The sequence below is a fragment of the Curtobacterium sp. MCLR17_059 genome, assembly GCF_003234665.1.
GTDB classification, from domain to species: domain Bacteria; phylum Actinomycetota; class Actinomycetes; order Actinomycetales; family Microbacteriaceae; genus Curtobacterium; species Curtobacterium flaccumfaciens.
Genome location: NZ_QKSU01000003.1, coordinates 138,971 through 159,638, shown reverse-complemented (window position 1 = coordinate 159,638; position 20,668 = coordinate 138,971). Strand labels below are relative to the sequence as shown.

General features: G+C 70.3%; 18 protein-coding genes. 6 read left to right on the top strand and 12 right to left on the bottom strand.

What is annotated here, in order from left to right:
* Positions 1-69: 69 nt before the first annotated feature.
* Positions 70-1,944, bottom strand: coding sequence for an ABC transporter ATP-binding protein (locus tag DEJ12_RS06335; RefSeq protein WP_111029403.1), 1,875 nt, complete (start codon positions 1,942-1,944; stop codon positions 70-72).
* Between the two features lie 126 nt (positions 1,945-2,070).
* Between DEJ12_RS06335 and DEJ12_RS06330 the strand changes: the two genes are divergently transcribed.
* Positions 2,071-3,495 (top strand): amino acid permease, encoded by a 1,425-nt coding sequence (locus tag DEJ12_RS06330; RefSeq protein ID WP_111029402.1) that lies wholly within the window; start codon positions 2,071-2,073, stop codon positions 3,493-3,495.
* Between the two features lie 168 nt (positions 3,496-3,663).
* Here DEJ12_RS06330 and DEJ12_RS06325 read toward each other — a convergent pair whose 3' ends face one another.
* The 5 genes from DEJ12_RS06325 to DEJ12_RS06305 form a co-directional block, all read right to left on the bottom strand.
* Entirely contained in the window at positions 3,664-4,581 is a 918-nt protein-coding gene (locus DEJ12_RS06325) for a hypothetical protein (RefSeq protein WP_111029401.1), read from the bottom strand.
* A 261-nt stretch (positions 4,582-4,842) separates the two neighbouring features.
* Positions 4,843-5,226: a 50S ribosomal protein L7/L12 gene (gene rplL / locus DEJ12_RS06320; protein ID WP_027466380.1), complete on the bottom strand. Its 384-nt coding sequence runs from the start codon at positions 5,224-5,226 to the stop codon at positions 4,843-4,845.
* 51 nt (positions 5,227-5,277) lie between these two features.
* A complete protein-coding gene (rplJ, locus tag DEJ12_RS06315) occupies positions 5,278-5,793 on the bottom strand; it encodes a 50S ribosomal protein L10 (protein WP_017888663.1) in 516 nt (171 codons plus the stop codon).
* 279 nt (positions 5,794-6,072) lie between these two features.
* Positions 6,073-7,593, bottom strand: a complete 1,521-nt coding sequence (locus DEJ12_RS06310) for a cell wall metabolism sensor histidine kinase WalK (protein WP_111029400.1) — start codon at positions 7,591-7,593, stop codon at positions 6,073-6,075.
* Entirely contained in the window at positions 7,590-8,330 is a 741-nt protein-coding gene (locus tag DEJ12_RS06305; protein ID WP_017888661.1) for a response regulator transcription factor, read from the bottom strand. Before DEJ12_RS06305 ends, DEJ12_RS06310 begins: the two co-directional genes overlap by 4 nt.
* A 103-nt stretch (positions 8,331-8,433) precedes the next feature.
* Here DEJ12_RS06305 and DEJ12_RS06300 point away from each other — a divergent pair, with 103 nt between their 5' ends.
* From DEJ12_RS06300 to DEJ12_RS06280, 5 genes are all read left to right on the top strand, one after another.
* A complete protein-coding gene (locus tag DEJ12_RS06300; protein WP_111029398.1) occupies positions 8,434-9,468 on the top strand; it encodes an acyl-CoA dehydrogenase family protein in 1,035 nt (344 codons plus the stop codon).
* The gene (locus DEJ12_RS06295) at positions 9,465-10,820 is read left to right on the top strand and encodes a bifunctional PIG-L family deacetylase/class I SAM-dependent methyltransferase (RefSeq protein WP_258370642.1); all 1,356 of its coding nucleotides are present in this window, start codon (positions 9,465-9,467) and stop codon (positions 10,818-10,820) included. Before DEJ12_RS06300 ends, DEJ12_RS06295 begins: the two co-directional genes overlap by 4 nt.
* On the top strand, positions 10,817-11,527 hold the full coding sequence (locus tag DEJ12_RS06290; RefSeq protein ID WP_181433184.1) for a glycosyltransferase family 2 protein: 711 nt from the start codon (positions 10,817-10,819) through the stop codon (positions 11,525-11,527). Before DEJ12_RS06295 ends, DEJ12_RS06290 begins: the two co-directional genes overlap by 4 nt.
* A gap of 129 nt (positions 11,528-11,656) precedes the next feature.
* Positions 11,657-13,204, top strand: coding sequence for an ABC transporter permease (locus DEJ12_RS06285; RefSeq protein WP_071406327.1), 1,548 nt, complete (start codon positions 11,657-11,659; stop codon positions 13,202-13,204).
* 101 nt (positions 13,205-13,305) lie between these two features.
* Positions 13,306-13,983: an ABC transporter ATP-binding protein gene (locus DEJ12_RS06280; protein WP_071406345.1), complete on the top strand. Its 678-nt coding sequence runs from the start codon at positions 13,306-13,308 to the stop codon at positions 13,981-13,983.
* A gap of 148 nt (positions 13,984-14,131) precedes the next feature.
* Here DEJ12_RS06280 and DEJ12_RS06275 read toward each other — a convergent pair whose 3' ends face one another.
* The 6 genes from DEJ12_RS06275 to DEJ12_RS06250 all read right to left on the bottom strand — a co-directional run bounded on the left by DEJ12_RS06275 (position 14,132) and on the right by DEJ12_RS06250 (position 20,606).
* Positions 14,132-15,085 carry a biopolymer transporter Tol gene (locus DEJ12_RS06275; RefSeq protein ID WP_111029395.1) on the bottom strand — a complete coding sequence of 318 codons (954 nt, stop codon included), beginning with the start codon at positions 15,083-15,085 and terminating at the stop codon, positions 14,132-14,134.
* Positions 15,086-15,252: 167 nt separating this feature from the next.
* A complete protein-coding gene (locus tag DEJ12_RS06270; protein WP_017888647.1) occupies positions 15,253-16,092 on the bottom strand; it encodes a carbohydrate ABC transporter permease in 840 nt (279 codons plus the stop codon).
* On the bottom strand, positions 16,085-17,080 hold the full coding sequence (locus DEJ12_RS06265) for a carbohydrate ABC transporter permease (RefSeq protein WP_017888646.1): 996 nt from the start codon (positions 17,078-17,080) through the stop codon (positions 16,085-16,087). The genes DEJ12_RS06270 and DEJ12_RS06265 overlap by 8 nt, the downstream gene beginning before the upstream one ends.
* Positions 17,081-17,296: 216 nt before the next feature.
* Positions 17,297-18,598, bottom strand: a complete 1,302-nt coding sequence (locus tag DEJ12_RS06260; protein ID WP_111029394.1) for a sugar ABC transporter substrate-binding protein — start codon at positions 18,596-18,598, stop codon at positions 17,297-17,299.
* A 113-nt stretch (positions 18,599-18,711) separates the two neighbouring features.
* Positions 18,712-19,863: a Gfo/Idh/MocA family protein gene (locus DEJ12_RS06255; protein WP_071406323.1), complete on the bottom strand. Its 1,152-nt coding sequence runs from the start codon at positions 19,861-19,863 to the stop codon at positions 18,712-18,714.
* Positions 19,860-20,606, bottom strand: coding sequence for a sugar phosphate isomerase/epimerase (locus tag DEJ12_RS06250; protein ID WP_111029393.1), 747 nt, complete (start codon positions 20,604-20,606; stop codon positions 19,860-19,862). The genes DEJ12_RS06255 and DEJ12_RS06250 overlap by 4 nt, the downstream gene beginning before the upstream one ends.
* Positions 20,607-20,668 lie beyond the last annotated feature (62 nt).

Sequence of the window (20,668 nt, the reverse complement as noted above, 5' to 3'; positions counted from 1 at the left end):
CCGGACGGGAGGCCCGTGCGGACGCCACCACGGGCCTCCCGTCCGGCGCTCGGTCGCGACCACGACCGGTCAGGGCCGGACGACGTCCGCCGACGTGTTCTGCTGCCGGTGCAGCTGGGCGTACGTGCCGTCGAGGGCGAGGAGTTCGTCGTGCGTGCCCTGCTCGACGATCTGCCCGTGGTCCAGGACGAAGATGACGTCGGCGTCGCGGATCGTCGACAACCGGTGCGCGATCGAGATGGTGGTCCGACCGGCCGCCGCAGTGTCGAGCGCCGTCTGCACGACGTGTTCCGAGATGGAGTCGAGTGCGCTGGTGGCCTCGTCGAGGACGAGCACCGGCGGGTCCTTCAGCATGACCCGCGCGATGGCGATGCGCTGCTTCTCGCCACCGGACAGGCGGTAGCCGCGCTCCCCCACGACGGTGTCGTAGCCGTCCGGGAACGACGCGATCGTGTCGTGGATGTTCGCCGCACGGGCCGCACGCTCGAGCTCGTCGTCGGTGGCGTCCGGCTTGGCGTACCGCAGGTTCTCGCCGATCGTGGCGTGGAACAGGTACGTCTCCTGGCTGACGATGCCGACGTGCCGCATCAGGTCCTCGTGCACCAGGTCGCGGACGTCCTGCCCGGCGAACCGCACCGATCCCTCGGTCGCCTCGTACAGCCGGGGCACCAGGTAGGACACCGTCGTCTTGCCCGCGCCGGAGGGGCCGACGAAGGCCGCGAACTGCCCGGGGCGGAGCTCGAACGACACCCCGCGCAGAGTCGGCTTGTCGGCTTCGCCGTCGGGGTAGGTGAAGACGACGTCCTCGAAGGCGACGTGGCCGACCTTCGACTCGTCCACGGGCCGGGCGGTCGGCGAGTCCGTGATGGCGGGCTTGAGGTCGAAGTACTCGAAGATGCGGGCGAAGAGCGCACCGGAGGTCTGCAGGTCGAGGACCACGCGCAGCAGCCCGACCGTCGGGAACAGCAGCCGGGACTGCACCGTCGTGAACGCGACGATCGTGCCGGCCGTGATCGGGACGTCGCCGATGATCAGGTACGCGGCGACGACGTAGATGATCGCCGGGATGATCGACAGGAAGATCTGCACGATCGCGAAGAACCACTGCCCGGACATCTGCTGGCGCACCTGCAGGGTGATCTGGTTGCGGTTCTCGTCCCCGTAGCGGCGGGTCTCACTGGCCTGCTGGTTGAAGCTCTTCGCCAGCAGGATGCCCGAGACGCTCAACGCCTCTTGCGTGATGGCCGTCATGTCGGACAGCGACTCCTGCGTCTGCGCGGCGATGCGTGCCCGGACCTGGCCGACGCGGCGCTGCGCGATCACGAGGAGCGGCAGCAGGACCACGGCGACCAGTGTCATCTGCCAGCTCAGCAGGAGCATCGCGACCACGGCGGCGATCACGGTCACGGTGTTGCCGAGCACCGACGAGATCGTGTTGTTCAGCACGCTCGCCACGCCACCGACGTCGTTCTGCAGGCGCGACTGGATGACGCCCGTCTTGGTGCGGGTGAAGAACGCGAGCTCCATGCGCTGCAGGTGCGCGAACAGGCGCATCCGCATCGCACCCATGACCTTGTTGCCGACCGTCGCGGTCAGGTAGGTCTGCCAGACGCCGACCCCGGCGCTCGCGATCCAGAGCAGGACCATCGCGGACACGAGCTCGATCAGCACCGGCACGTCCGGGCGACCCGACGGCGGGAACAGCCCGCGGTCGAACGCCTGCTGGGTGAGCAGCGGCGGCACGACCGAGATGGCCGCACCGATCAGCACGAGGACGACCGTGAGCATGATCGCCCGGCGGTGCGGCTCGAACAGCGCGGCGATGCGCCGGACCAGGTGCGGGATCCTCGGCGCCTCGGCGTTGGCGGCCTTCTGCGCGCGGAAGTCGCCGCTCGAGATGCGCCCGCCCCCGCGCGGACCGCCGCCTCGCCCGCCGTGTCCCATGCTCATGGAGCCACCGTAGCCCCGCGCTCGGACATCGACCGCCCTGTCCACAGCACCGCAGTATTTGACCCCGTTCAGGGGGCGTGCGAGCATGTGCCGTCCCCGTCCCCGCACCACCGAGGTCCCATGCCGTCCGCGCCGTCACGTCCCACGTCCCTGGGGGCCCAGCTCGCCCGCCGCAAGCCGATCGAGCAGCTGCAGGCCGAAGCCTCACGCGGTGTGAACGGGGAACCGCTCCGTCGGTCGCTCGGGGTCTGGCAGCTGACGATGATCAGCGTCGGGGCCACGCTCGGCACCGGCATCCTGGTCGTCCTCGGCACCGCGGTCCCGCTCGCCGGTCCCGCCGTCTGGATCTCGTTCGTCGTCGCGGGGATCGCCGCGCTGCTGTCCGCGCTGTCGTACGCCGAGATGGCGGGCGCCGTCCCGACCTCGGGGTCCAGCTACTCGTACACGTACGCCACGATGGGCGAGGGCATCGCCTGGATCTGCGGCTGGTGCCTCGTGCTCGAGTACGCCGTCTCGGTGGCCGCGGTCGCCGTGGGTGCCAGCGAGTACGTCGACGAGACCCTGCGCGTGTTCGGACTGCACCTGCCCACCGCACTCTCCGCTCCCCCGGTCGACGGCGGCGTGGTCAACCTGCCCGCGGCGGTCCTGGTCCTGCTCGCCACCGGCGTGCTGCTGCCCGGTGCCCGCGAGAGCGCCTGGGTGAACACGGTCATGGTGATCGTGAAGATCGCTCTGCTGGTCTTCTTCGTCGTCGTGGCGTTCACGGCGTTCCGGGCGCAGAACTTCGAACCGCTCGCCCCGATGGGTGCCGCCGGGGTCACCGCCGCCGCGTCACGGCTCTTCTTCTCGTACATCGGCTTCGACGCCGCTTCGACCGCCGGTGAAGAGGCGAAGAACCCCCGCCGCGACCTGCCCCGGGCGATCATCGGCTCGATCGCGCTCATCACCGCGCTGTACATCCTCGTCGCGATCGCCGCCGTCGGGGCCCGCTCGTGGACCGCGTTCTCGTCGTCCGAGGCGTCGCTCGTCCGCATCGTCGTCGACGTCACGGGGCAGCCGCTCGTCGCCCTCGTGTTCTCGATCGGCGCCGTCGTCGCCATCGCCAGCGTCGTGCTCACCGTCCTGTACGGCCAGACCCGCATCCTGCTCACGATGTCCCGCGACGGCCTGGTGCCGAAGGTCTTCGGCCGGGTCTCCCGCCGAACCGGTACCCCGATCGCGAACACGCTCATCATCGGCATCGCCGTGACGATCGTCGCCGCGCTCGTGCCCCTCGGGGAACTCGCCGACGCCACGAGCATCGGCACCCTCGTCGCCTTCGCCCTGGTGAACGTGTCCGTCATCGTGCTCCGCCGCTCGCAGCCCGACCTGGAGCGGTCGTACCGGGTGCCGCTGTTCCCCGTCGTACCGATCCTCGGCACCCTGAGCTGCGTGCTGCTCGCGGTGTTCCTCGGCGCCACCACCTGGATCGCCTTCGGCATCTGGATGGTCGCCGGCGCCCTGCTCTACCTGGCCTACGGCCGCCGCCACAGCACCCTGCGCTGACGCGCGCGCCGCCCCGCCCCGCGCCGCCCCCGCCCCGACCTCACGCGCTGGCTCCCGCCAAAGCGACAGATGCCCGCGGAACGTTCGCGGCACTCTGTCGCTCTGCCGGGAGGCATGACTCAGTTCCCACGAGAAGCGTCGCTCTGGCAGCACCAAGACGCCAGGACGTCATCGGCACGGCACACCGTGCTGACGAAACAAGGCCCGGAGGCGCTCCGGCGCAACGAGGTGCTCCCAGTACACGCGGACGAACCCGTTGACCTCACCGCGAGCACGGACCCGGTCCTCGCGCTGCTTCTCCCTCCAGACGGCGTCGGCGCCGCTCCTCCCCCGCAGCATCTCGCGGTCCTCGTACTTCTGCCGCCCGTCGAACTCGATCACGATCCCCTGCCTCGGCAACCAGAAGTCGACCCGGTCAACGGCGCCGTCCACGACGATGAACTCGTGCTGCGGTTCCATGTCCGGGCACCCGAGCTCGGCCGCACGCGCTGCGAAGTAGGACTCGCCCACCGACTCGTGGCGGACATCGCAGATCTCCAACGCGTGCTCAAGGCGGACCGCGCCCCACGGACCGGCAGTCAGCGCGAGGTGCTCGAGGTCTTCGTGCCGGACTCCGTTGCGGAGCGCGTGGTCCAACCCGACGACCGCTGCAGCCAGGGGTCCCCGACGGGCGAGCTCGATCGTCGTCTGCGCGAGAGCGGTGTACTCGACGCCGTGGAAACGGTGCCCCGACACGAGCGAGGACGCGGCGTGCATCGTCAGCCCGGTACGTCGGAGGTCGTGCTCCAGTGCGGGCACGTTCGCATGGACGCGCTCCGGCCACGGGTCGAGACGAGGTGCCCCGAGGATCGCAGCCGCTGAGTCGAGCGACCACACAGCGCCTCCGCGGAGCAGCGGGAGAGCGGCCCGCATGCGGACGAGGTGTCGGCTCCGGCCGTCGAGCGCGTCCCACGCCGAGCGGTCGACGTAGACGCCATGTCGCACGCGGACGAGTTCACCGGCCAGCTTGCGGCGCTGCAGCTGTCGTGCGTCCGCGCGGTCGAGTCTGTTCGTCCGGAACAGTGCGATGGCGTTGGCGGGGTGCATGGCAGCACTCTGTCGCCCAGCGCAACCGATGTCGGCGACGTTCGCCGATCTGTGGAGAATCCACGCGCCTCCAGGCGGTCGTGCCGCGATGCCAAAGCGACGATTCTCCGGAAGTGGGCTCTGTCAGAGGCGCCGAAGCGACAAGAAGCTGTGCTCTTTCCGGGCCCATCTGTCGCTTTGGCGAAAGCGACAAGACGCCCCGCACACGACGAAGGCCGCCACCCCGAGGGGCAGCGGCCTTCGTGACCGGAACGGTCGAGACTACGCGAGCTCGATCGTGGCGCCAGCGGCCTCGAGGGTCGCCTTCGCCTTGTCGGCGGTCTCCTTGTTCGCACCCTCGAGGATCTTGGCGTCGGCGGTCTCGACGAGCGCCTTGGCCTCACCGAGGCCGAGCGACGTCAGGCCACGGACCTCCTTGATGACCTGGATCTTCTTGTCACCAGCGGACTTGAGGATGACGTCGAACTCGGTCTTCTCCTCAGCGGCCTCGGCCGGAGCAGCTGCGCCGGCGGGGGCGGCAGCGGCGACCGGGGCGGCCGCGGTGACCTCGAAGACCTCTTCGAACTTCTTCACGAAGTCCGAGAGCTCGATGAGCGTGAGCTCCTTGAAGGCCTCGATGAGCTCGTCCTGCGAAAGCTTCGCCATGATTTTCTCCTACTACTAGCTAGTACGTGTGGTTGATGAACGCGAGCCTGATCAGGCCGCGGACTCCTGCTTCTCGCGAAGGGCGTCCACGGTGCGGACGGCCTGCGAGAGGGGTGCCTGGAACAGGTACGCAGCACCGAACAGCGAGGCCTTGAGTGCGCCGGCGAGCTTGCCGAGCAGCACTTCACGGGACTCGAGGTCGGCGAGCTTGTCCACCTCGGTCGCGGTGAGCGGGTTACCGTCGAAGTAACCGCCCTTCACCACGAGCTCGGGGTTCGCCTTGGCGAATGCACGCAGCGACTTCGCGACGGCGACGGTGTCACCGTGGACGAAGGCGAGAGCGGACGGACCGGCGAGCTCGTCGTCGAACGACGAGATGCCGGCGTTGTTCGCCGCGATCTTGGTCAGCGTGTTCTTCACCACGGCGTACGTGGCGTGCTCACGGATCGAGTTGCGGAGCTCCTTGAGCTGCGCGACCGTGAGACCGCGGTACTCGGTGAGCAGAACGGCGTTCGAGCTACGGAAGGACTCCGTGAGCTCGGCGACCGCAGCTTCCTTGTTCGCCATGGTTCTCCTTGGGGGTCTTGCCGGCAGCCCCAGGTCCACGAACGAAAAAAGCTCCGGCGCAGAGGCTCGGAGCTGCTCTCACCAGATGGTGGGAGTGGTTCGGAACACCTGCGCGGGATGCCTCACGAGTGAGGACCTTCGGTCACGATGTTCACAAACACGTTGCGAGCAGCACGACATCCGGCGGTCTTTGGCTTCGAGAACAGTAGCAGATGCCGTGGACGAGACCAAACAGCGGTCGGGAGGCGCGGGGCGGTCCCGCCCCGCGCCTCCCGACCGTCAGTGGGTACGGTCCACCGCAGCGGGTGTCGCCGACCAGTCCGCGGACCCGGCAGGGTCAGCCGACGACGACGCGACAGCCACGGCCCCGGCCCCGGTGGCAGCCGCAGCCGGGTCGCGGGGCAGGTGCACCGTGAACACGGTGTCCCCCGGCTCGCTCGTGACCTCGACCCGGCCGCCGTGCGCCTGCACGACCGCGTCCACGATGGCGAGCCCCAGGCCGGTCGACCCGACCGTGCGGGACCGCGAACTGTCCGCCCGGGCGAAGCGCTCGAACAGCTTCGGCAGGAACTCCGGGTCGATGCCCTGGCCGGTGTCGCGCACGGTCAGGTCAACGCCGCCGTCGACCGGGGCGAGGCCCACCGTGATGCGGGTGCCCTCGGGCGTGTGGGTCCGGGCGTTGGTGACGAGGTTGACGATGACCTGGTGCAGGCGTGCGGCGTCGCCCGTGATGGTGACCGGCTCCGGCGGGACGTCGACCTCGATGGGGTGTTCGGGCGAGGCGGCGTGGGCGTCGTTCACGGCGTCGAGCACCAGTCCGGTCAGGTCGACCTCGGCGAACTGGATCTCGCGGCCTTCGTCGAGCCGGGCGAGGAGCAGCAGGTCCTCCACCATCGAGGTCATGCGGATGGACTCGGACTCGATGCGGCTCATGGCGTAGACGACGTCCTTCGGCAGGTCGCCGCCCATGCGCCGGGTGAGTTCGGCGTACCCGCGCACCGAGGCGAGCGGGGTCCGGAGCTCGTGCGAGGCGTCGGCGACGAACTGCCGCACCTTCTGCTCCGAGCGTTCCCGCGCCTGCATCGCACTGCCGATGTGCCCCAGCATGCGGTTGAACGCGCTGCCGACCCGGCCGACCTCGGTGCGGGGGTCGGTGTCGGGCACGCGGACACCGTCGAGGGCGTCGCTGCGGTCGAGCGGCATGCGCGCGACGGTGGACGCGGTCTCGGCGACGCGCTCGAGCGGCCGGAGCGACTGCCGGACCACGAACGCGGCGACGACCGAACCGGCGACCAGTGCGGTCGCCACGACGGAGAGGACGACCCCGAAGAGCTTCCAGACGCTGTCGTAGACGGGGGCCATCGGGAGTCCCACGACCAGGACGGCCGGGCCGACGTTGACGGCGGCGAGGCGGTACCGCCCGACGTCCGAGCCGAGGTCGATCGTCTCCGGGTCGGCGTCCACACGGACGGACCCCAGTGCCTCGGCGCTCGTCTGCGGGACCCCGCTCGGGCGGCCGTAGTCGTCGAGCACGTTCGCGATGACGACCTGCCCGTCGACGAAGTACGCCGTCAGGGTGCCGGCGGCCTGCCCGGACGGCCGGGACAGGTCGATGCTCGGCTGCCCCGACTGGTTCTGCTGCAGGTACCGCTGCGCCCGGTGGGTGGCGCTCGTGATCTGCTTGTCGATCGCGCTGGTCTGGATCGAGAAGAGCGCGATGATGCTGGCCGCCCCGATCACCGCGCTGACGGCGACGACGAGGGCGACGATGCTCAGGACGAGCCGGCGCCGCAGGGTCACGAGGTCGGCTTGATGACGTACCCGACGCCGCGCACCGTGTGGATCATCGGGGTCTCACCGGCGTCGATCTTCTTGCGCAGGTAGGAGATGTAGATCTCGACGACCGACGACTTGCCGCCGAAGTCGTACGACCACACCCGGTCCAGGATCTGCGCCTTCGAGAGCACGCGACGGGGGTTCCGCATCAGGAAGCGGAGCAGCTCGAACTCGGTGGCGGTCAGTTCGATCGGGCGGCCGGCGCGGTGCACCTCGTACGACTCCTCGTCGAGCACCAGGTCGCCGACGACGATGCGGGAGTCCCCGGCCTCGGAGATCGAGATCTGCGAGCGGCGGATGAGCCCACGCAGCCGCGCCACGACCTCCTCGAGGGAGAACGGCTTGGTGACGTAGTCGTCGCCGCCCGCGGTGAGCCCGGTCACGCGGTCCTCGACGGAGTCCTTCGCGGTGAGGAACAGCACCGGGGTGTCGTCGTTGTTCTGCCGCAGCCGGCTCAGCACCTGCAGCCCGTCGAGGTCCGGCATCATCACGTCGAGCACCATCGCGTCGGGCTTGAACTCCCGCGCGGTCGTCAGGGCGTCCTGCCCGCCGTTCGCGCTCTTGACGTCCCAGCCCTCGTAGCGGAGCGCCATGGACAACAGGTCGGTGAGGCTGGCTTCGTCGTCGACGACCAGGATGCGCAACGGGGTTCCGTCGGCACGCGTGAGGCGCGGGGCTGCTGCGGGCTGGGAGATGGTCACGTCTTCGAGTATCGAGAAGTTCCTATGAGTCGTCTGTGGCGCGGCCCAGTGCGTTCTGTGGATCGAGGACACGTCCACGTCTGCCGCTCCGTACGTTGGGAGCATGTTGCGATCTGCAGCCTGGCCCCCGTCGGCCCGGCACCTGGACACCGCGCGGATCGAACGGACGACCGGGAGGCCCGGCTCGACACCGACGGACCGTCTCGCGGTCGCGCGGGCGGTCGCCGCCACCACCCCACCCCTGTCCGCCGGGACGGCCAGCGGGTTCTTCGGCACGCTCGCCGCGGTCGCAGCGGCGGACGTCGCCACCGCCCGCACCGTGGAACCGCACCTGGACGCGCTCGGGATCCTGGCACAGGCCGGCGTCGACGCCGCGGACGGCTCGACCTGGGGTGTCTTCGCCGCCGAGGGCCCGGGCCTCCGGCTCGATGCCGCACCACAGCACGACGGCACGGTCCTGCTGCACGGCACGAAGCCGTGGTGCTCGCTCGCCTCGACGCTCTCGCACGCCCTGGTCACCGCGCACCTGGGCGACGAGCGGGTCCTCGTCGCCGTCGACCTGCGACAGCCCGGGGTCACCGCGCACGACGAGGCCTGGGCCGCACGCGGCATGCCGGACGTGCCGAGCGGTCCGGTCGACTTCGACGGCGTCCGGGCACGACCCGTCGGGGCGCCCGGCTGGTACCTGCGACGCCCGGGCTTCGCCTGGGGCGGCATCGGCGTCGCGGCCTGCTGGTGGGGCGGTGCGGTCGGGCTCGCCCGGGTGCTCCGTGACACCGCGGCCGCACACCCGGAGTCCGAGCTGCTGCAGGCCGCCCTCGGCGCCACCGTGGCCGACCTCGCCGACGCGGAGGACGCCCTCGCCGACGCCGCCGCCCGGATAGACGACTCCGACCCGGCCTCCGACGACACCGACTGGCGGCTGCTCGCCCAGACCGTCCGGTCGCGGGTGCGCCGTTCGGTCGACGCCGTGCGCGAGCGGGTGGTCTCGACGATCGGCCCGGCTCCACTGACCGCCGACCCCGCAGTCGCCGCGCGGGTCGCCGACCTCGAGCTCTACGTCCTGCAGGACCACGGCGCGCGGGACCTCGCCCGCATCGGCCGGATGGTGCTCGAGCGGGGCGGTGTCGCGTGGTGAGCTTCGACCACCGCGAGCCGGGCACCGACCCGGCGGCGTGGACGGGGTTCCTCGACGGCCTGGACGCACCGGCGATCGACCTGGCCGGTACCGGGTCGGTGGTGGTCGTCGCGCCCCACCCCGACGACGAGACCCTCGGCGCCGGTGGGCTGATCGCGGCCGCTGCAGCGGTCGGCATCCCCGTGCACGTGCTGCTCCTCACCCGCGGCGAGCGCTCCCACCCGGACTCCCCCACGACGACCCCGGAAGCGCTCGCCGCCGCTCGCGACGACGAGTTCGTGGCGGCCCTGCGCACCCTGCACCCCGACGTGACGTCGACCTCGGTGGGGATCCCGGACGGCACGACCCGCGAACACCGAGACCGTGTCGTCGACAGCCTCGACACGGTGCTCGCCGACGCCGCCCGCCCCGTGCTGCTCGTCGCGCCGTGGCGCGGGGACGGGCACCGTGACCACCGCATCGTGGGCGAGGTCGCCCAGGCCACTGCGGCGAGCGCCCCCGACGTCGACCTGCTCGCGTACCCGATCTGGGCCTGGCACTGGGACGACCCGGACCACTCCGTCGCCCCGTGGGACGACGTCCGGGCCCTCGCGCTGCCCGAGGACCTCGTCGCCCGGAAGCGTTCCGCTCTCGACGCCTATCCGTCGCAGACCCGGCCCCTGACGGACGCACCGGGAGACGAGGCGATCGTCGACGACCGGCACGCCGCCCACCACCTGCGGACGACGGAGTGGTTCTTCGCACCGGGGTCCGCCGCGTCGCGGTCGCGCGAGTCGTTCGACGCCCACTACGACCGGAAGCCCGAGGGGTGGGACTTCGACGGGTCCTGGTACGAGCAGCGCAAGCGTGCCGTGACGCTGGCGGCGCTCCCCCGCCCGCGGTTCCGGTCGGCGCTCGAGCTCGGCTGCGCGACCGGGGTCCTGACCGCTGCCCTCGCCGACCGCGCGGACGACGTCCTCGGCACCGACATCTCGGCGGCGCCGCTGGAGCGTGCCGCCCGGCGCGCCCCGACCGCTCGGTTCGTGCAGGCTGCCCTGCCGGCGGAGTGGCCGGACGGGCGGTGGGACCTGGTGGTGATGTCCGAGGTCGGGTACTACCTGTCACCAGCCGACCTCGACGCGACGATCGATCGAGTGCTCGGGTCGCTCGACGACGACGGCGTGCTCGTGGCCTGCCACTGGCGGCACCCCGACGACGAGGCCGTGTCCAGCGGTGACGCGGTGGACGCGCGGCTGACCGAACGGTGGCCGCGTCCCGCTCTGCTCCGACACGTGGAGGAGGACTTCGTCCTGAGCGTCCTGCCCGGCCCGGCGGTCACCTCGGTGGCCCGGGCCGAGGGGATCATCCGGTGACCGGACCGGAACCGCGTGCACGCATCGACGTCGTCGTCCCCGCGCACGACGAGGCGGACCGGATCGCCGCGTGCCTCGACGCGCTCCTGGTGGCCGTCGACCGGCTCGCCGCGGAGCGACCCGGAATCGACGCCGCCGTCACGGTGGTGCTCGACGGCTGCACGGACGGCACCGCGTCGGTGGTCGATCGGTACGCGGTCGACGTCCTGACCACGGACCGTGTCGGGGTCGGTCGGGCACGGACGATCGGGGCGACGCACGCGCTCCGTGCGCACGACGGCGACCCGGCTGCCCGGTGGCTCGCCCACACCGACGCCGATTCGCGCGTGCACGAGCGGTGGCTCGTCCAGCAGTCCGACGCCCTCACCGCTGGTGCGCACGTACTCGTCGGCGCCGTCGTCCCCGACCCGGACGACCTGGCGCCCGCGGTGCTCGACCGCTGGACGCTGGCGCACCCGCCCGGTGCTGCCCTCGGCCACGTGCACGGCGCGAACCTCGGCGTGCTCGCCGCGGCGTACGTCAGCCTCGGCGGGTTCGACCCCGTGCCGGAGCACGAGGACGCGCGGCTGGTGGCCCGGGCGCGGGCGCTCGGCTTCCGGGTGGACGCCACCGTCGACCTGCCGGTGGTGACGAGCGGGCGCTTCGCCGGCCGGACCCCCGGCGGCTACGCGGAGCACCTGCGCCAGCGGTACGGCGACGTCGGCTGACCCGGCCTTAGTCGCCTCATAGGTGCGCGATGGGTCGGTCATCGACAGCGTGCCTAGCTTCTCCTCCGTCGGCCCCGCCGCGTGCTCTGCGCGGCCGGTGACCCCAGCCGGCCACCACCGAGGAGAACCATGTTCCTGACCTACCTCAGGCGCGAACTCACGAACCGCAAGAAGCAGACGGTCATCATCGCGATCGGGATGGCCCTGGCCATCGCCCTCGTGGTGATCGTGTCGTCGATCTCGGGTGGCGTGCAGGCAGCGCAGTCGAGCGTCCTGCAGTCCGTCTACGGCGTCGGCACCGACATCACCGTCACCAAGACCGCGACGGCGTCGACGAACGGCGGGCGTCCCAGCTTCGACTTCGGCAGCCAGGGCGACAGCGACGACGACAGCGGCTCGACCGACCTGTCGCAGTCCCGGCTCGCGGTCGCGCGCGGCACGAGCACCCTGAACGCCGCGAACCTGTCCACGATCACGAGCACCGACGGCGTCAAGGCCGCAACCGGTGTGCTGACCCTCGAGAACAGCACGTTCTCCGGCCAGGTCCAGCAGCAGTCGACCGACGACAGCAGCACGGACAGCAGCAGCGACTCCAGCAGCGACAGCACCACCCAGCAGGGCCCGCCGAGCGGGGACACCGGCGGTGGCGGCGGGTTCGGCGGTGGGTCGTTCAGCGTCGACTCGTTCACGGTGACCGGCATCCCGGTGTCCGGCGCGACGGTCGGTCCGCTCACGAGCACCGAGCTCACGAAGGGGCGCACCTTCGCCGCGAAGGACGCGGGCAAGGACGTCGTCGTGCTCGATGCGTCGTACGCGAAGAGCGAGTCCAAGGCGGTCGGCGACACCGTCGACATCGGCGGCACCGACTTCACCGTCATCGGCATCGTCAGCTCCACCGGCTCGGCCTCGACCACGGGCTCGAACACCTACATCCCGCTCGACACCGCGCAGGCGCTGGCCGACCTCGACGGCAAGGTCACCTCGATCTACGTCTCCGCCGAGTCCTCGTCCGACGTCAGCACGATCAAGTCAGCACTGCAGGCGAAGCTGACGAGCGCCACCGTCTCCACCGAGGCCGACCTGGCCTCGAGCGTGTCCGGGTCGCTCAGCACCGCGTCGAGCCTGGTCTCGAACCTCGGCAAGTGGCTGTCGATCGTCGTGCTCGCCGCGGCGTTCCTCATCGCGATCCTCTTCACGATCTCCGGCGTGACCCGCCGCACCCGCGAGTTCGGGACCCTCAAGGCGATCGGCTGGTCGAACGGCCGCATCACCCGACAGGTGGCCGGCGAGTCCCTGGTGCAGGGCCTGATCGGCGGCGTGCTCGGCGCCGCGGCCGGCCTGATCGGCATCCTCGTCGTGAACGTCATCAGTCCGACGATCTCGGCGAGCGCCTCGAGCACGACCGGCGGGGGTGCCGGTGGCGGTGGCGGCATGCCCGGCGGCGCAGCGACCGCGGCCGCGGGCAGCGGCACGACGGGCGGTGCACCGGCAGGAGGCTTCGGCGGCGGCGCGAGCACCGCGTCGACGACCGACGTGGTCCTGCACGCCCCGGTGACCGTCGAGATCATCCTGCTGGCGATCGGCCTCGCGATCCTCGGCGGCCTCATCGCCGGCGCGCTCGGCGGCTGGCGTGCGAGCCGGCTCCGTCCGGCCGAGGCGCTCCGGAGCGTGGCCTGATGCCCAGCCGCACCGACACGACCGAACCGACGACAGGAGCAACCGTGACCAGCACCGACACCGCGACCGGCGAGGCGGAGGCGAGCCGCGCCTCCAGTCCGATGTACCGGCTGACGAACGTCAGCAAGACCTACCAGCAGAAGAACCGGACCGTCACCGCCCTGACGAACGTCCACCTGACGATCCCACAGGGGCAGCTCGTGGCCGTCCAGGGGCCGACCGGCGGCGGCAAGTCGACCCTGCTGCAGATGCTCGGGGCACTCGACCGGCCGAGTGCCGGATCGATCCACCTCGGTGGCGACCGCGACGTGGCGAAGCTCGGCGACGGCGCGCTGACCGACCTGCGGGCGACCGAGATCGGCTTCGTGTTCCAGAGCTTCAACCTGATCCCGACGCTGACGGCGCTCGAGAACGTCGAGACGGCGTTCGCGGGGTCGCTCGCGAACCGGTCGCGGAGCGAGGTCCGCGAGCGTGCGGTCGCCGCGCTCCGCGAGGTCGGTCTGGGTGAGCGGATGGAGCACCTGCCGGCCGAGCTGTCCGGCGGACAGCAGCAGCGCGTGGCGATCGCCCGGGCGCTGGTGAAGAACCCGAGCGTGCTGCTCGCCGACGAGCCGACGGGTGCACTCGACGAGTCGACCCGCGACGAGATCATGGCGCTCATCGAGAAGCAGTGGCGGGAGCGCGGGCTGACCGTCGTCATCGTCACGCACGACTCGTGGGTCGCGAAGCGTGCCGAGCGGCGCCTGCACATCAAGCAGGGGCAGGTGCGCGAGGTCTAGCGGGGCAGGCGCAGGCGCAGGCGCGCGGGCAGGCGCGGGGCGTCCGATCGCGTTTCGCGCTCAGCGACAGTCCACGCGTCCGGCGGAGCGTGGACTGTCGCGCAGCGCGTGAAGACGCCGCCGGGCCCCGCGACCGCCGCCGCTCCCGCTATCCCGCCGCCGGGTAGTCGCAGTACGCGAACCACGTCGAGTCCGGGGCCCACGGTGGCACGTTGACCGTCCCCTGCCCGCCGTCGAGGGCCACCAGGGTCTCCGGCTGGACCGCGATCCGGGCACCCCGGACGAGCGACCCCGGCAGCAGCCGGAGCTCGACGCGGTGGTCGGCCGGGTGGCCCTGCACGCCAGGTTCGTACGACAGGTAGAGCAGGTGTGCGGCATCCGGGGACAGGTGCGGAAACCAGTTCACCCGGTCGTCGTTCGTCAGGCGGACGGGGCTGTCGTGCCCGGGCCAGCGCACGGCCAGCTGCGCGGTGCCGGGGGTGAACCGCTCGGTGTTCCAGAGCAGGATCCCGCCGGCCGGACTGATGGTGCAGCCGTCGTCGGCGTGCTCGTCCCGGGTGACGAACGTCGGCTCGCCGGTCTCCGGGTCGACCATCGCGACGTCGGTGGTCCAGACGCCGTCCTCGGACAGTTCCCCCACGATGGCGGCGAGGGCGCTGCCGTCGGGGGCGATGCCGTGCAGGTAGAACTTGCGCTTGGTGGGCAGCGCCGCTGCGACGTCGGTGATCCGGGTCGCGGGGCCGCCCTCGGGCAGCGGGACGCGGTACAGCTCGCCGTCACGGGCACTCACCACGATGGAGCTGCCGGACGGGTCGAGCACGTGGTCGTTGTTGATCTCGTCGACGCCGTCCATCGGCACCGGCACGAGCGCCGTCTCGTCGAGCACGGTGTCGGTGCCACTGTCGCCCGACGGCAGCCGCAGCAGCCAGAGGCCTCCGTCGCCGTTGAGCACCAGGGTCTCGGCGTCCAGGACGTTCGGCGCCTCGACGAGCACCGTGGCCGACTCGAACACGAGCCGCGAGGTGCGGGACTCGACGTCGTACACGTGCACGCGGCTGGTCTGTCCGGGCAGCAGCTGCCGCCCGCGGGTCTCGTCGCTCATGGTTCCATCCTGTCGGTCGTCGGGTGGTCGGGGTCGTCGGGGTCGGTGGGGAACGGCAAAACACCGGTGTCCGCGCTGCGCACCGCGTCATGCGGGGGCGTCGAGCGTGAACACCGGTGTCTTGCGGAAAGGGCACGGCGGAAGGAGGCCGTGCGGAAAGGCTCTGCCTACTTCACGGCACCCGCGGTCAGGCCTGCGACGAACTGGCGCTGGACCACGAGGAACGCGGCCACGACCGGGATCGACACGACGAGGGACGCCGCCATGACCTGGTTCCAGTACACGTTCGTCTGCGTCGAGTACTGCTGCAGACCGACCGCCAGGGTCGAGCCGAGGCCGTTCGTCATGACCGAGGCGAAGAGGACCTCACCCCAGGCCGTCATGAACGAGTAGATCCCGACCGCCACCAGACCCGGACGGGCCGACGGCAGGATGACCCGGAACAGCGCACCCATCGGGCCCGAACCGTCGACCATCGCGGCCTCGTCGAGTTCGCGCGGGATGGTCTCGAAGTACCCGGCGAGCATCCAGATCGAGAACGGGAGCGTGAACGTCAGGTACGTGATGATCAGACCGAGCCACGACCCGACGAGCTGGATGCCCAGGGTGTTGCCGAGGTTCGTGAAGATCAGGAACAGCGGCAGCAGGAACAGCACGCCGGGGAACATCTGCGTGGAGAGCACCGCGGTGGTGAAGGTGCTCTTGCCCTTGAAGTTCCAGCGCGAGACACCGTAGGCGGCGAACGTCGCGATGATCAGCGAGAACACCGTCGCCACCGTGCAGACCACGAGCGAGTTGATGAAGTACCGACCGAGCGGCACCGTCGACCACATGTCGATGAACGGCTGGAAGGTGATCCGCGACGGGATCCACGTGAAGTTGTCCTGCACGTCGCCGAGGGGCTTGATGGCCGTGGTGATCATCACGTAGAGCGGCACGACCGTGAACAGCGTCAGGACGACCAGGGTGATGATCTTGAAGGACTTGGCGCCAGTTGTCTCACGCACGGACGGACCTCCGGTTGGTCACGGCGAGGTAGATGCCGGTGACGACGAGCAGGAAGAGCAGGAGCAGGACGCTCATCGCGGCACCGGAACCGAAGTTCCAGGTGATGAACGACGCGTTGTAGATGTGGAAGCTCAGCAGGTCCGCGGCGGGTGGCTGCGCGGTCGAGCCGAACAGCACGAACGGCGTGTTGAAGTCGTTGAACGTCCACAGGAACATCACGAGCACGAGCGTCACGTTGACGGGGCGGACCATCGGCAGGGTGATCGAGCGCCACTGGCGGAACGGCTTGGCGCCGTCGACCGAGGCGGCCTCGTACACGTCGTTCGGGACGGACTGCAGGCCGGCCATGAGCATCAGGAACGCGAACGGCCAGGTCTTCCAGATCGCCACGACGACGACGGCCACGAAGGCGTTGTTGCCGATGAGCCAGAACGGGGCGTTGCCGCCGAACAGCCCGAGTTGGTCGACGAGCAGGTGGTTCAGGGCCCCCGAGTCCCGCTGGAACATGAACTTCCAGGTGATGACGCCGGCGTACATCGGCAGCGCGTAGGGCACGAGGAACAGGGTGCGGAAGAGCCCGCGTCCGGCGAACGGCTTCTGCAGCGCGACGGCTGCGGCCATGCCGAAGGTCCAGGAGAGCCCGACCACGAGGACCGTGAAGGCGCACGTGATGAGGAACGAGTTGAGGACCCCGCGGCCGATCGCCTGGTCGAAGTCGACGACGACCTGGTAGTTCCGGAACCCGGCGAAGGGCGCGGCACCCCAGTTCGCGATGAAGTACTTGGTGAGCTGGATGAACGAGATCCAGATGCCGGTGAGCATCGGGACGATGTGGATGAGCAGCTCGAACAGGATGGCCGGCGCGACGAGCGCGTAGGGCAGCCAGTGGGTCTTGCGCTTGCGACCTGGCGGACGGCCCGACATCGTCGGGGCCTTCGTGTGCGTCAGGTCGATGCGCTCCGAGTCGGGCAGGACCGTCGTGGACATCTGGTGGGGCCTTTCGGCAGGAGGGGCGTGCAGGTGCGGTCCGCGCGGCCGTGGCAGCGGCCGGGAGGCGCGGGGTGCGTGGGGCGTCAGCCGCACGGCCGACGCGTGGTCGGCTCCGGGGCGTGTGCCTCACGGCCGACGGATGGTCGGCCCTGGAGCGTCAGGGGCGGAGGCCCGGGCGCGTCCGTCGGACGCGACCCGGGCCTCCAGGGTGGATCAACCGGCGGCCTGGGACACCTGGTCCTGGGCGGTCTGCAGGGCCGACTTGATGTCGGCCTCGGAGACCTTGGAACCGGTCGCGATCTTGGCGAACATGTCGTTCATCGCCTTGCCGACCGTGGACTCGAACTGGTCCTCGGCGGGCACCAGCGGGAGCGGCTTCGCCTTGTTGTTGTAGATGTCGAGGAACGTCTTCGTCTGCTCGTCCGTGACGGAGTCAGCAGCCTCGGCGAGCACCGGCAGAGCCGAGTACGGCTTGTCCAGCGTCGTCTGCGTGTCCATGCTCGTCATGTACTTGACGAACTTGAGCGCGCCGTCCTTGTTCTTCGTGTTCTTGAACACCGACAGGTTGATGCCGGCCGGGAACGAGGCGATCTGCTCGCCACCGCTCGGGGCGGGCAGCGCCACCACGCCGTACTCGGACGACTTCATGCCGAGGGACTCGATGGTCGCGTTCGCGTTGTTCTGGTTGAGGATGAACGCGGCCTTCTTCTTCGCGAAGTCCGTGGTCGACTGCGTCGCGTTGTCGTACTGCGCGTTCGACGGGTTGGCGACCTTCGCGTCCTGCATGAGGTCGAGGTAGCGCTTGATGCCGTCGACGTTGGCCTTCGAGGTGAAGGTCGGCTTGCCGTCCTTGTCGAACCACTCGCCACCGTTCTGCGCCGAGTTGATGAACGCGAAGTGCGAGTTCTCGGTGTACGAACCGCCCGCGAGGCTGAAGCCGTAGGTGTCACCCTTGGTCAGCTTCTCGGCGGCCGAGACCATCTCCTCCCACGTGGTGGGCGGGGTGATGCCGGCGTCCGACAGCATCTTCTTGTTGTAGTACAGGCCGTACGCGAGGCCGTAGAGCGGGACGCTCGTGACCGTCTTGTCGGGCGCGCCACCGGTGGACAGGGCGACCTTGCCGAACTTGTCCTCGCCGCCGATCGCCTTCATCTCGGCGTCACCGAACTCCTGGAAGGCGCCGGTGGCCTGGAGCGAGGTCGCCCAGGTGTTGCCGATGTTGACGACGTCCGGGCCCTGGCCCGAGGTGACGGCGGTCTGGATCTTGTTCTGCAGGTCGTTCCAGCCGATGACCTGGAGGTCGACCTTGATCCCGGTCTCCTTGGTGAACTTCTTGAGGACGGGGGTCAGTACCTCCTTGTCGTTCTGCAGGGACGTGCCCTGGTTGGACGCCCAGTAGGTGAGCGTCTTCGAGTCGCCGGAGTTGCCGGACGATCCGGAGGAGCAGGCTGCGAGGCCGGACACGGTGAGTGCGGCGGCCGCGGTGATGGCCAGTGCGCGGATGGCAGTGCGCATGACTCTCTACTTTCTCGTCGTTGAGATGGTGCAGGGATGGTGCAGAGGTGGAGCTGGTGCTGCGGATGGTGCTGGTCGGGTGCTGCTGTGGGTTGCGGGCAGCGCCCTGGCGGTCAGGCCAGGGTGCGTTCCGCGGGGTCCCAGCCCTCGGGGAGGGTCGGGGAGGGCGACACGGTGCTCTCGACGAGCACCGCCTCGCCACGTTCTGCCGCCTCGGCGATGGAGACCATCACGTCGAGGACGTGGAAGGCGAGCGCACCGGGGACGCGGTTCTCGTCGCCGGCCCGCAGCGAGCGGGCCAGGTCGACCACGCCGGTGCCGCGCGAGTAGGTGGAGCCGACCGCGGGGATCGTCTCGGGCTCCTCGGAACCGAGGGCGTACAGCTCGGTGTCGCCGTCGAAGTTGTTCGGGTCGGGGAACACGACGGTGCCGGTCTCCCCAGCGATCTCGACGAAGCCGGTGCGGCCGCGGTCGGACTCGAACGAGAAGACGCTCTGCGCGCTCCCGCCGTTCTCGAACTCGATCAGCGCGGAGTGGTTCGTTGGGACGTCCACCGGGAACTCGGTGCCGGCCTTCGGCCCGGAGCCGATGGTGCGGGTGGCGCGGGACTTCGACGCGGTGGCCGTGACCTTCTTCACCGGTCCGAACGTCTGGACGAGGGTGGTGATGTAGTACGGGCCGATGTCGAACAGCGGACCGGCACCGTACGCGAAGAGGAACTCGGGGCTCGGGTGCCACGACTCGGGCCCGGGGCTCTGGAAGAGCGTCAGGCCGTTCAGCGGCGTGCCGATGCGGCCGTCGCGGATGGTGCGGAGCGCGGTCTGCAGGCCGGCGCCGAGGAACGTGTCCGGGGCGACGCTGACGGTCTTGCCCGCGGCGGCCGCGGCGTCGCGGAGCTCGGCGGCGCTGGCACGGTCGAGGGCGTAGGGCTTCTCGCCCCAGACGTGCTTGCCGGCGGCCAGGGCCTGCAGCGCGACCTCGACGTGGGCGGCCGGGATCGTCAGGTTCACGACGATCTCGATGTCGTCGTCGGCCAGGAGCTCCTCGACGGTGCCCGATCCGGGGACGCCCCACTTCTCGGCCTGGGCGGCGGCGCGTGGCAGGTCGATGTCGGCGATGAAGCGGACGGTCACGTCGGGGAAGACGGTGAGGTTCGACAGGTACTGGTCCGAGATGACCCCGGCGCCGATGACGCCGACGCCGACGGGGCCGGTGCGGGTGGTGCTGTCGGTCGCCGTCGCAGCGGCGGTCGTGGTGTCGGTCATGCGCGGGCCCCCTCGAGGAACGTGTAGGAGTCGGCGACGGCCTGGAAGACGTCACCCTCGTGGTCGTCGAGCTCGACGACGTGCAGTGCGTCGGGCGCCGCGGCGATGATGTCGCGGATCGGCATGATGCCGTTGCCGACGGCGACCTGCTGCTTGTCGTCGTGCGAGCCGTCGCCGTCCTTGACGTGCAGGAACTGGACCTTGTCGCCGTACTTGCCGATGACCGCGACCGGGTCGTCCCCGCCGACCTGCACCCAGTAGGTGTCGAGCTCGAGCACGACGTCGTCGGACAGGGCGTCGGCGAAGACCTCGTAGGCGCTGACGCCGTCGATGCGGTTCGAGAACTCGAACGCGTGGTTGTGGTAGCCGAGCACCAGACCGTGGTCGGCGGCGCGCGGGGCGAGGGCGCTGAGTTCGCGGGCGATCGCCTCGACGTCCTCGCGGGTGGTCCAGCGGGACTCGTCGATGTGCGGGTCGATGAGGGTCCCGAAGCCGAGGGTGGTGGAGGCGTGGAAGATGCGCTCGAGGTCCTGCTCGCCGGCGTCCAGCAGACGGGCGTGGCCGCTCGGGGCGGCGAGGCCGGCGTCGCGGAGGGCGGCGGCGAGTTCGTCGGCGTTGTCGACGAAGCCGAAGGCCTCGACCTTCGTGTAGCCGATGTCGGCGATGCGCTGCAGGGTGCCGGGCAGATCGGCACTGAGGGCATCGCGGACCGTGTAGAGCTGGACCGAGAGCGGTTGGGTCACCAGGGGTTCTCCTCGTCGAGATGGTGCGGTCGTCACTGACCGATCGTCACACTACGAGCACT

Coding starts and splice junctions, on each gene's coding strand:
- DEJ12_RS06275 (WP_111029395.1), bottom strand. CDS start 15,085: ATGAGCGACGAGACCCGCGGGCGGCAGCTGCTGCCCGGACAGACCAGC.
- DEJ12_RS06300 (WP_111029398.1), top strand. CDS start 8,434: ATGTTGCGATCTGCAGCCTGGCCCCCGTCGGCCCGGCACCTGGACACC.
- rplJ (WP_017888663.1), bottom strand. CDS start 5,793: ATGGCGAACAAGGAAGCTGCGGTCGCCGAGCTCACGGAGTCCTTCCGT.
- DEJ12_RS06260 (WP_111029394.1), bottom strand. CDS start 18,598: ATGCGCACTGCCATCCGCGCACTGGCCATCACCGCGGCCGCCGCACTC.
- DEJ12_RS06330 (WP_111029402.1), top strand. CDS start 2,071: ATGCCGTCCGCGCCGTCACGTCCCACGTCCCTGGGGGCCCAGCTCGCC.
- DEJ12_RS06285 (WP_071406327.1), top strand. CDS start 11,657: ATGTTCCTGACCTACCTCAGGCGCGAACTCACGAACCGCAAGAAGCAG.
- DEJ12_RS06280 (WP_071406345.1), top strand. CDS start 13,306: ATGTACCGGCTGACGAACGTCAGCAAGACCTACCAGCAGAAGAACCGG.
- DEJ12_RS06255 (WP_071406323.1), bottom strand. CDS start 19,863: ATGACCGACACCACGACCGCCGCTGCGACGGCGACCGACAGCACCACC.
- rplL (WP_027466380.1), bottom strand. CDS start 5,226: ATGGCGAAGCTTTCGCAGGACGAGCTCATCGAGGCCTTCAAGGAGCTC.
- DEJ12_RS06325 (WP_111029401.1), bottom strand. CDS start 4,581: ATGCACCCCGCCAACGCCATCGCACTGTTCCGGACGAACAGACTCGAC.
- DEJ12_RS06265 (WP_017888646.1), bottom strand. CDS start 17,080: ATGTCCACGACGGTCCTGCCCGACTCGGAGCGCATCGACCTGACGCAC.
- DEJ12_RS06335 (WP_111029403.1), bottom strand. CDS start 1,944: ATGGGACACGGCGGGCGAGGCGGCGGTCCGCGCGGGGGCGGGCGCATC.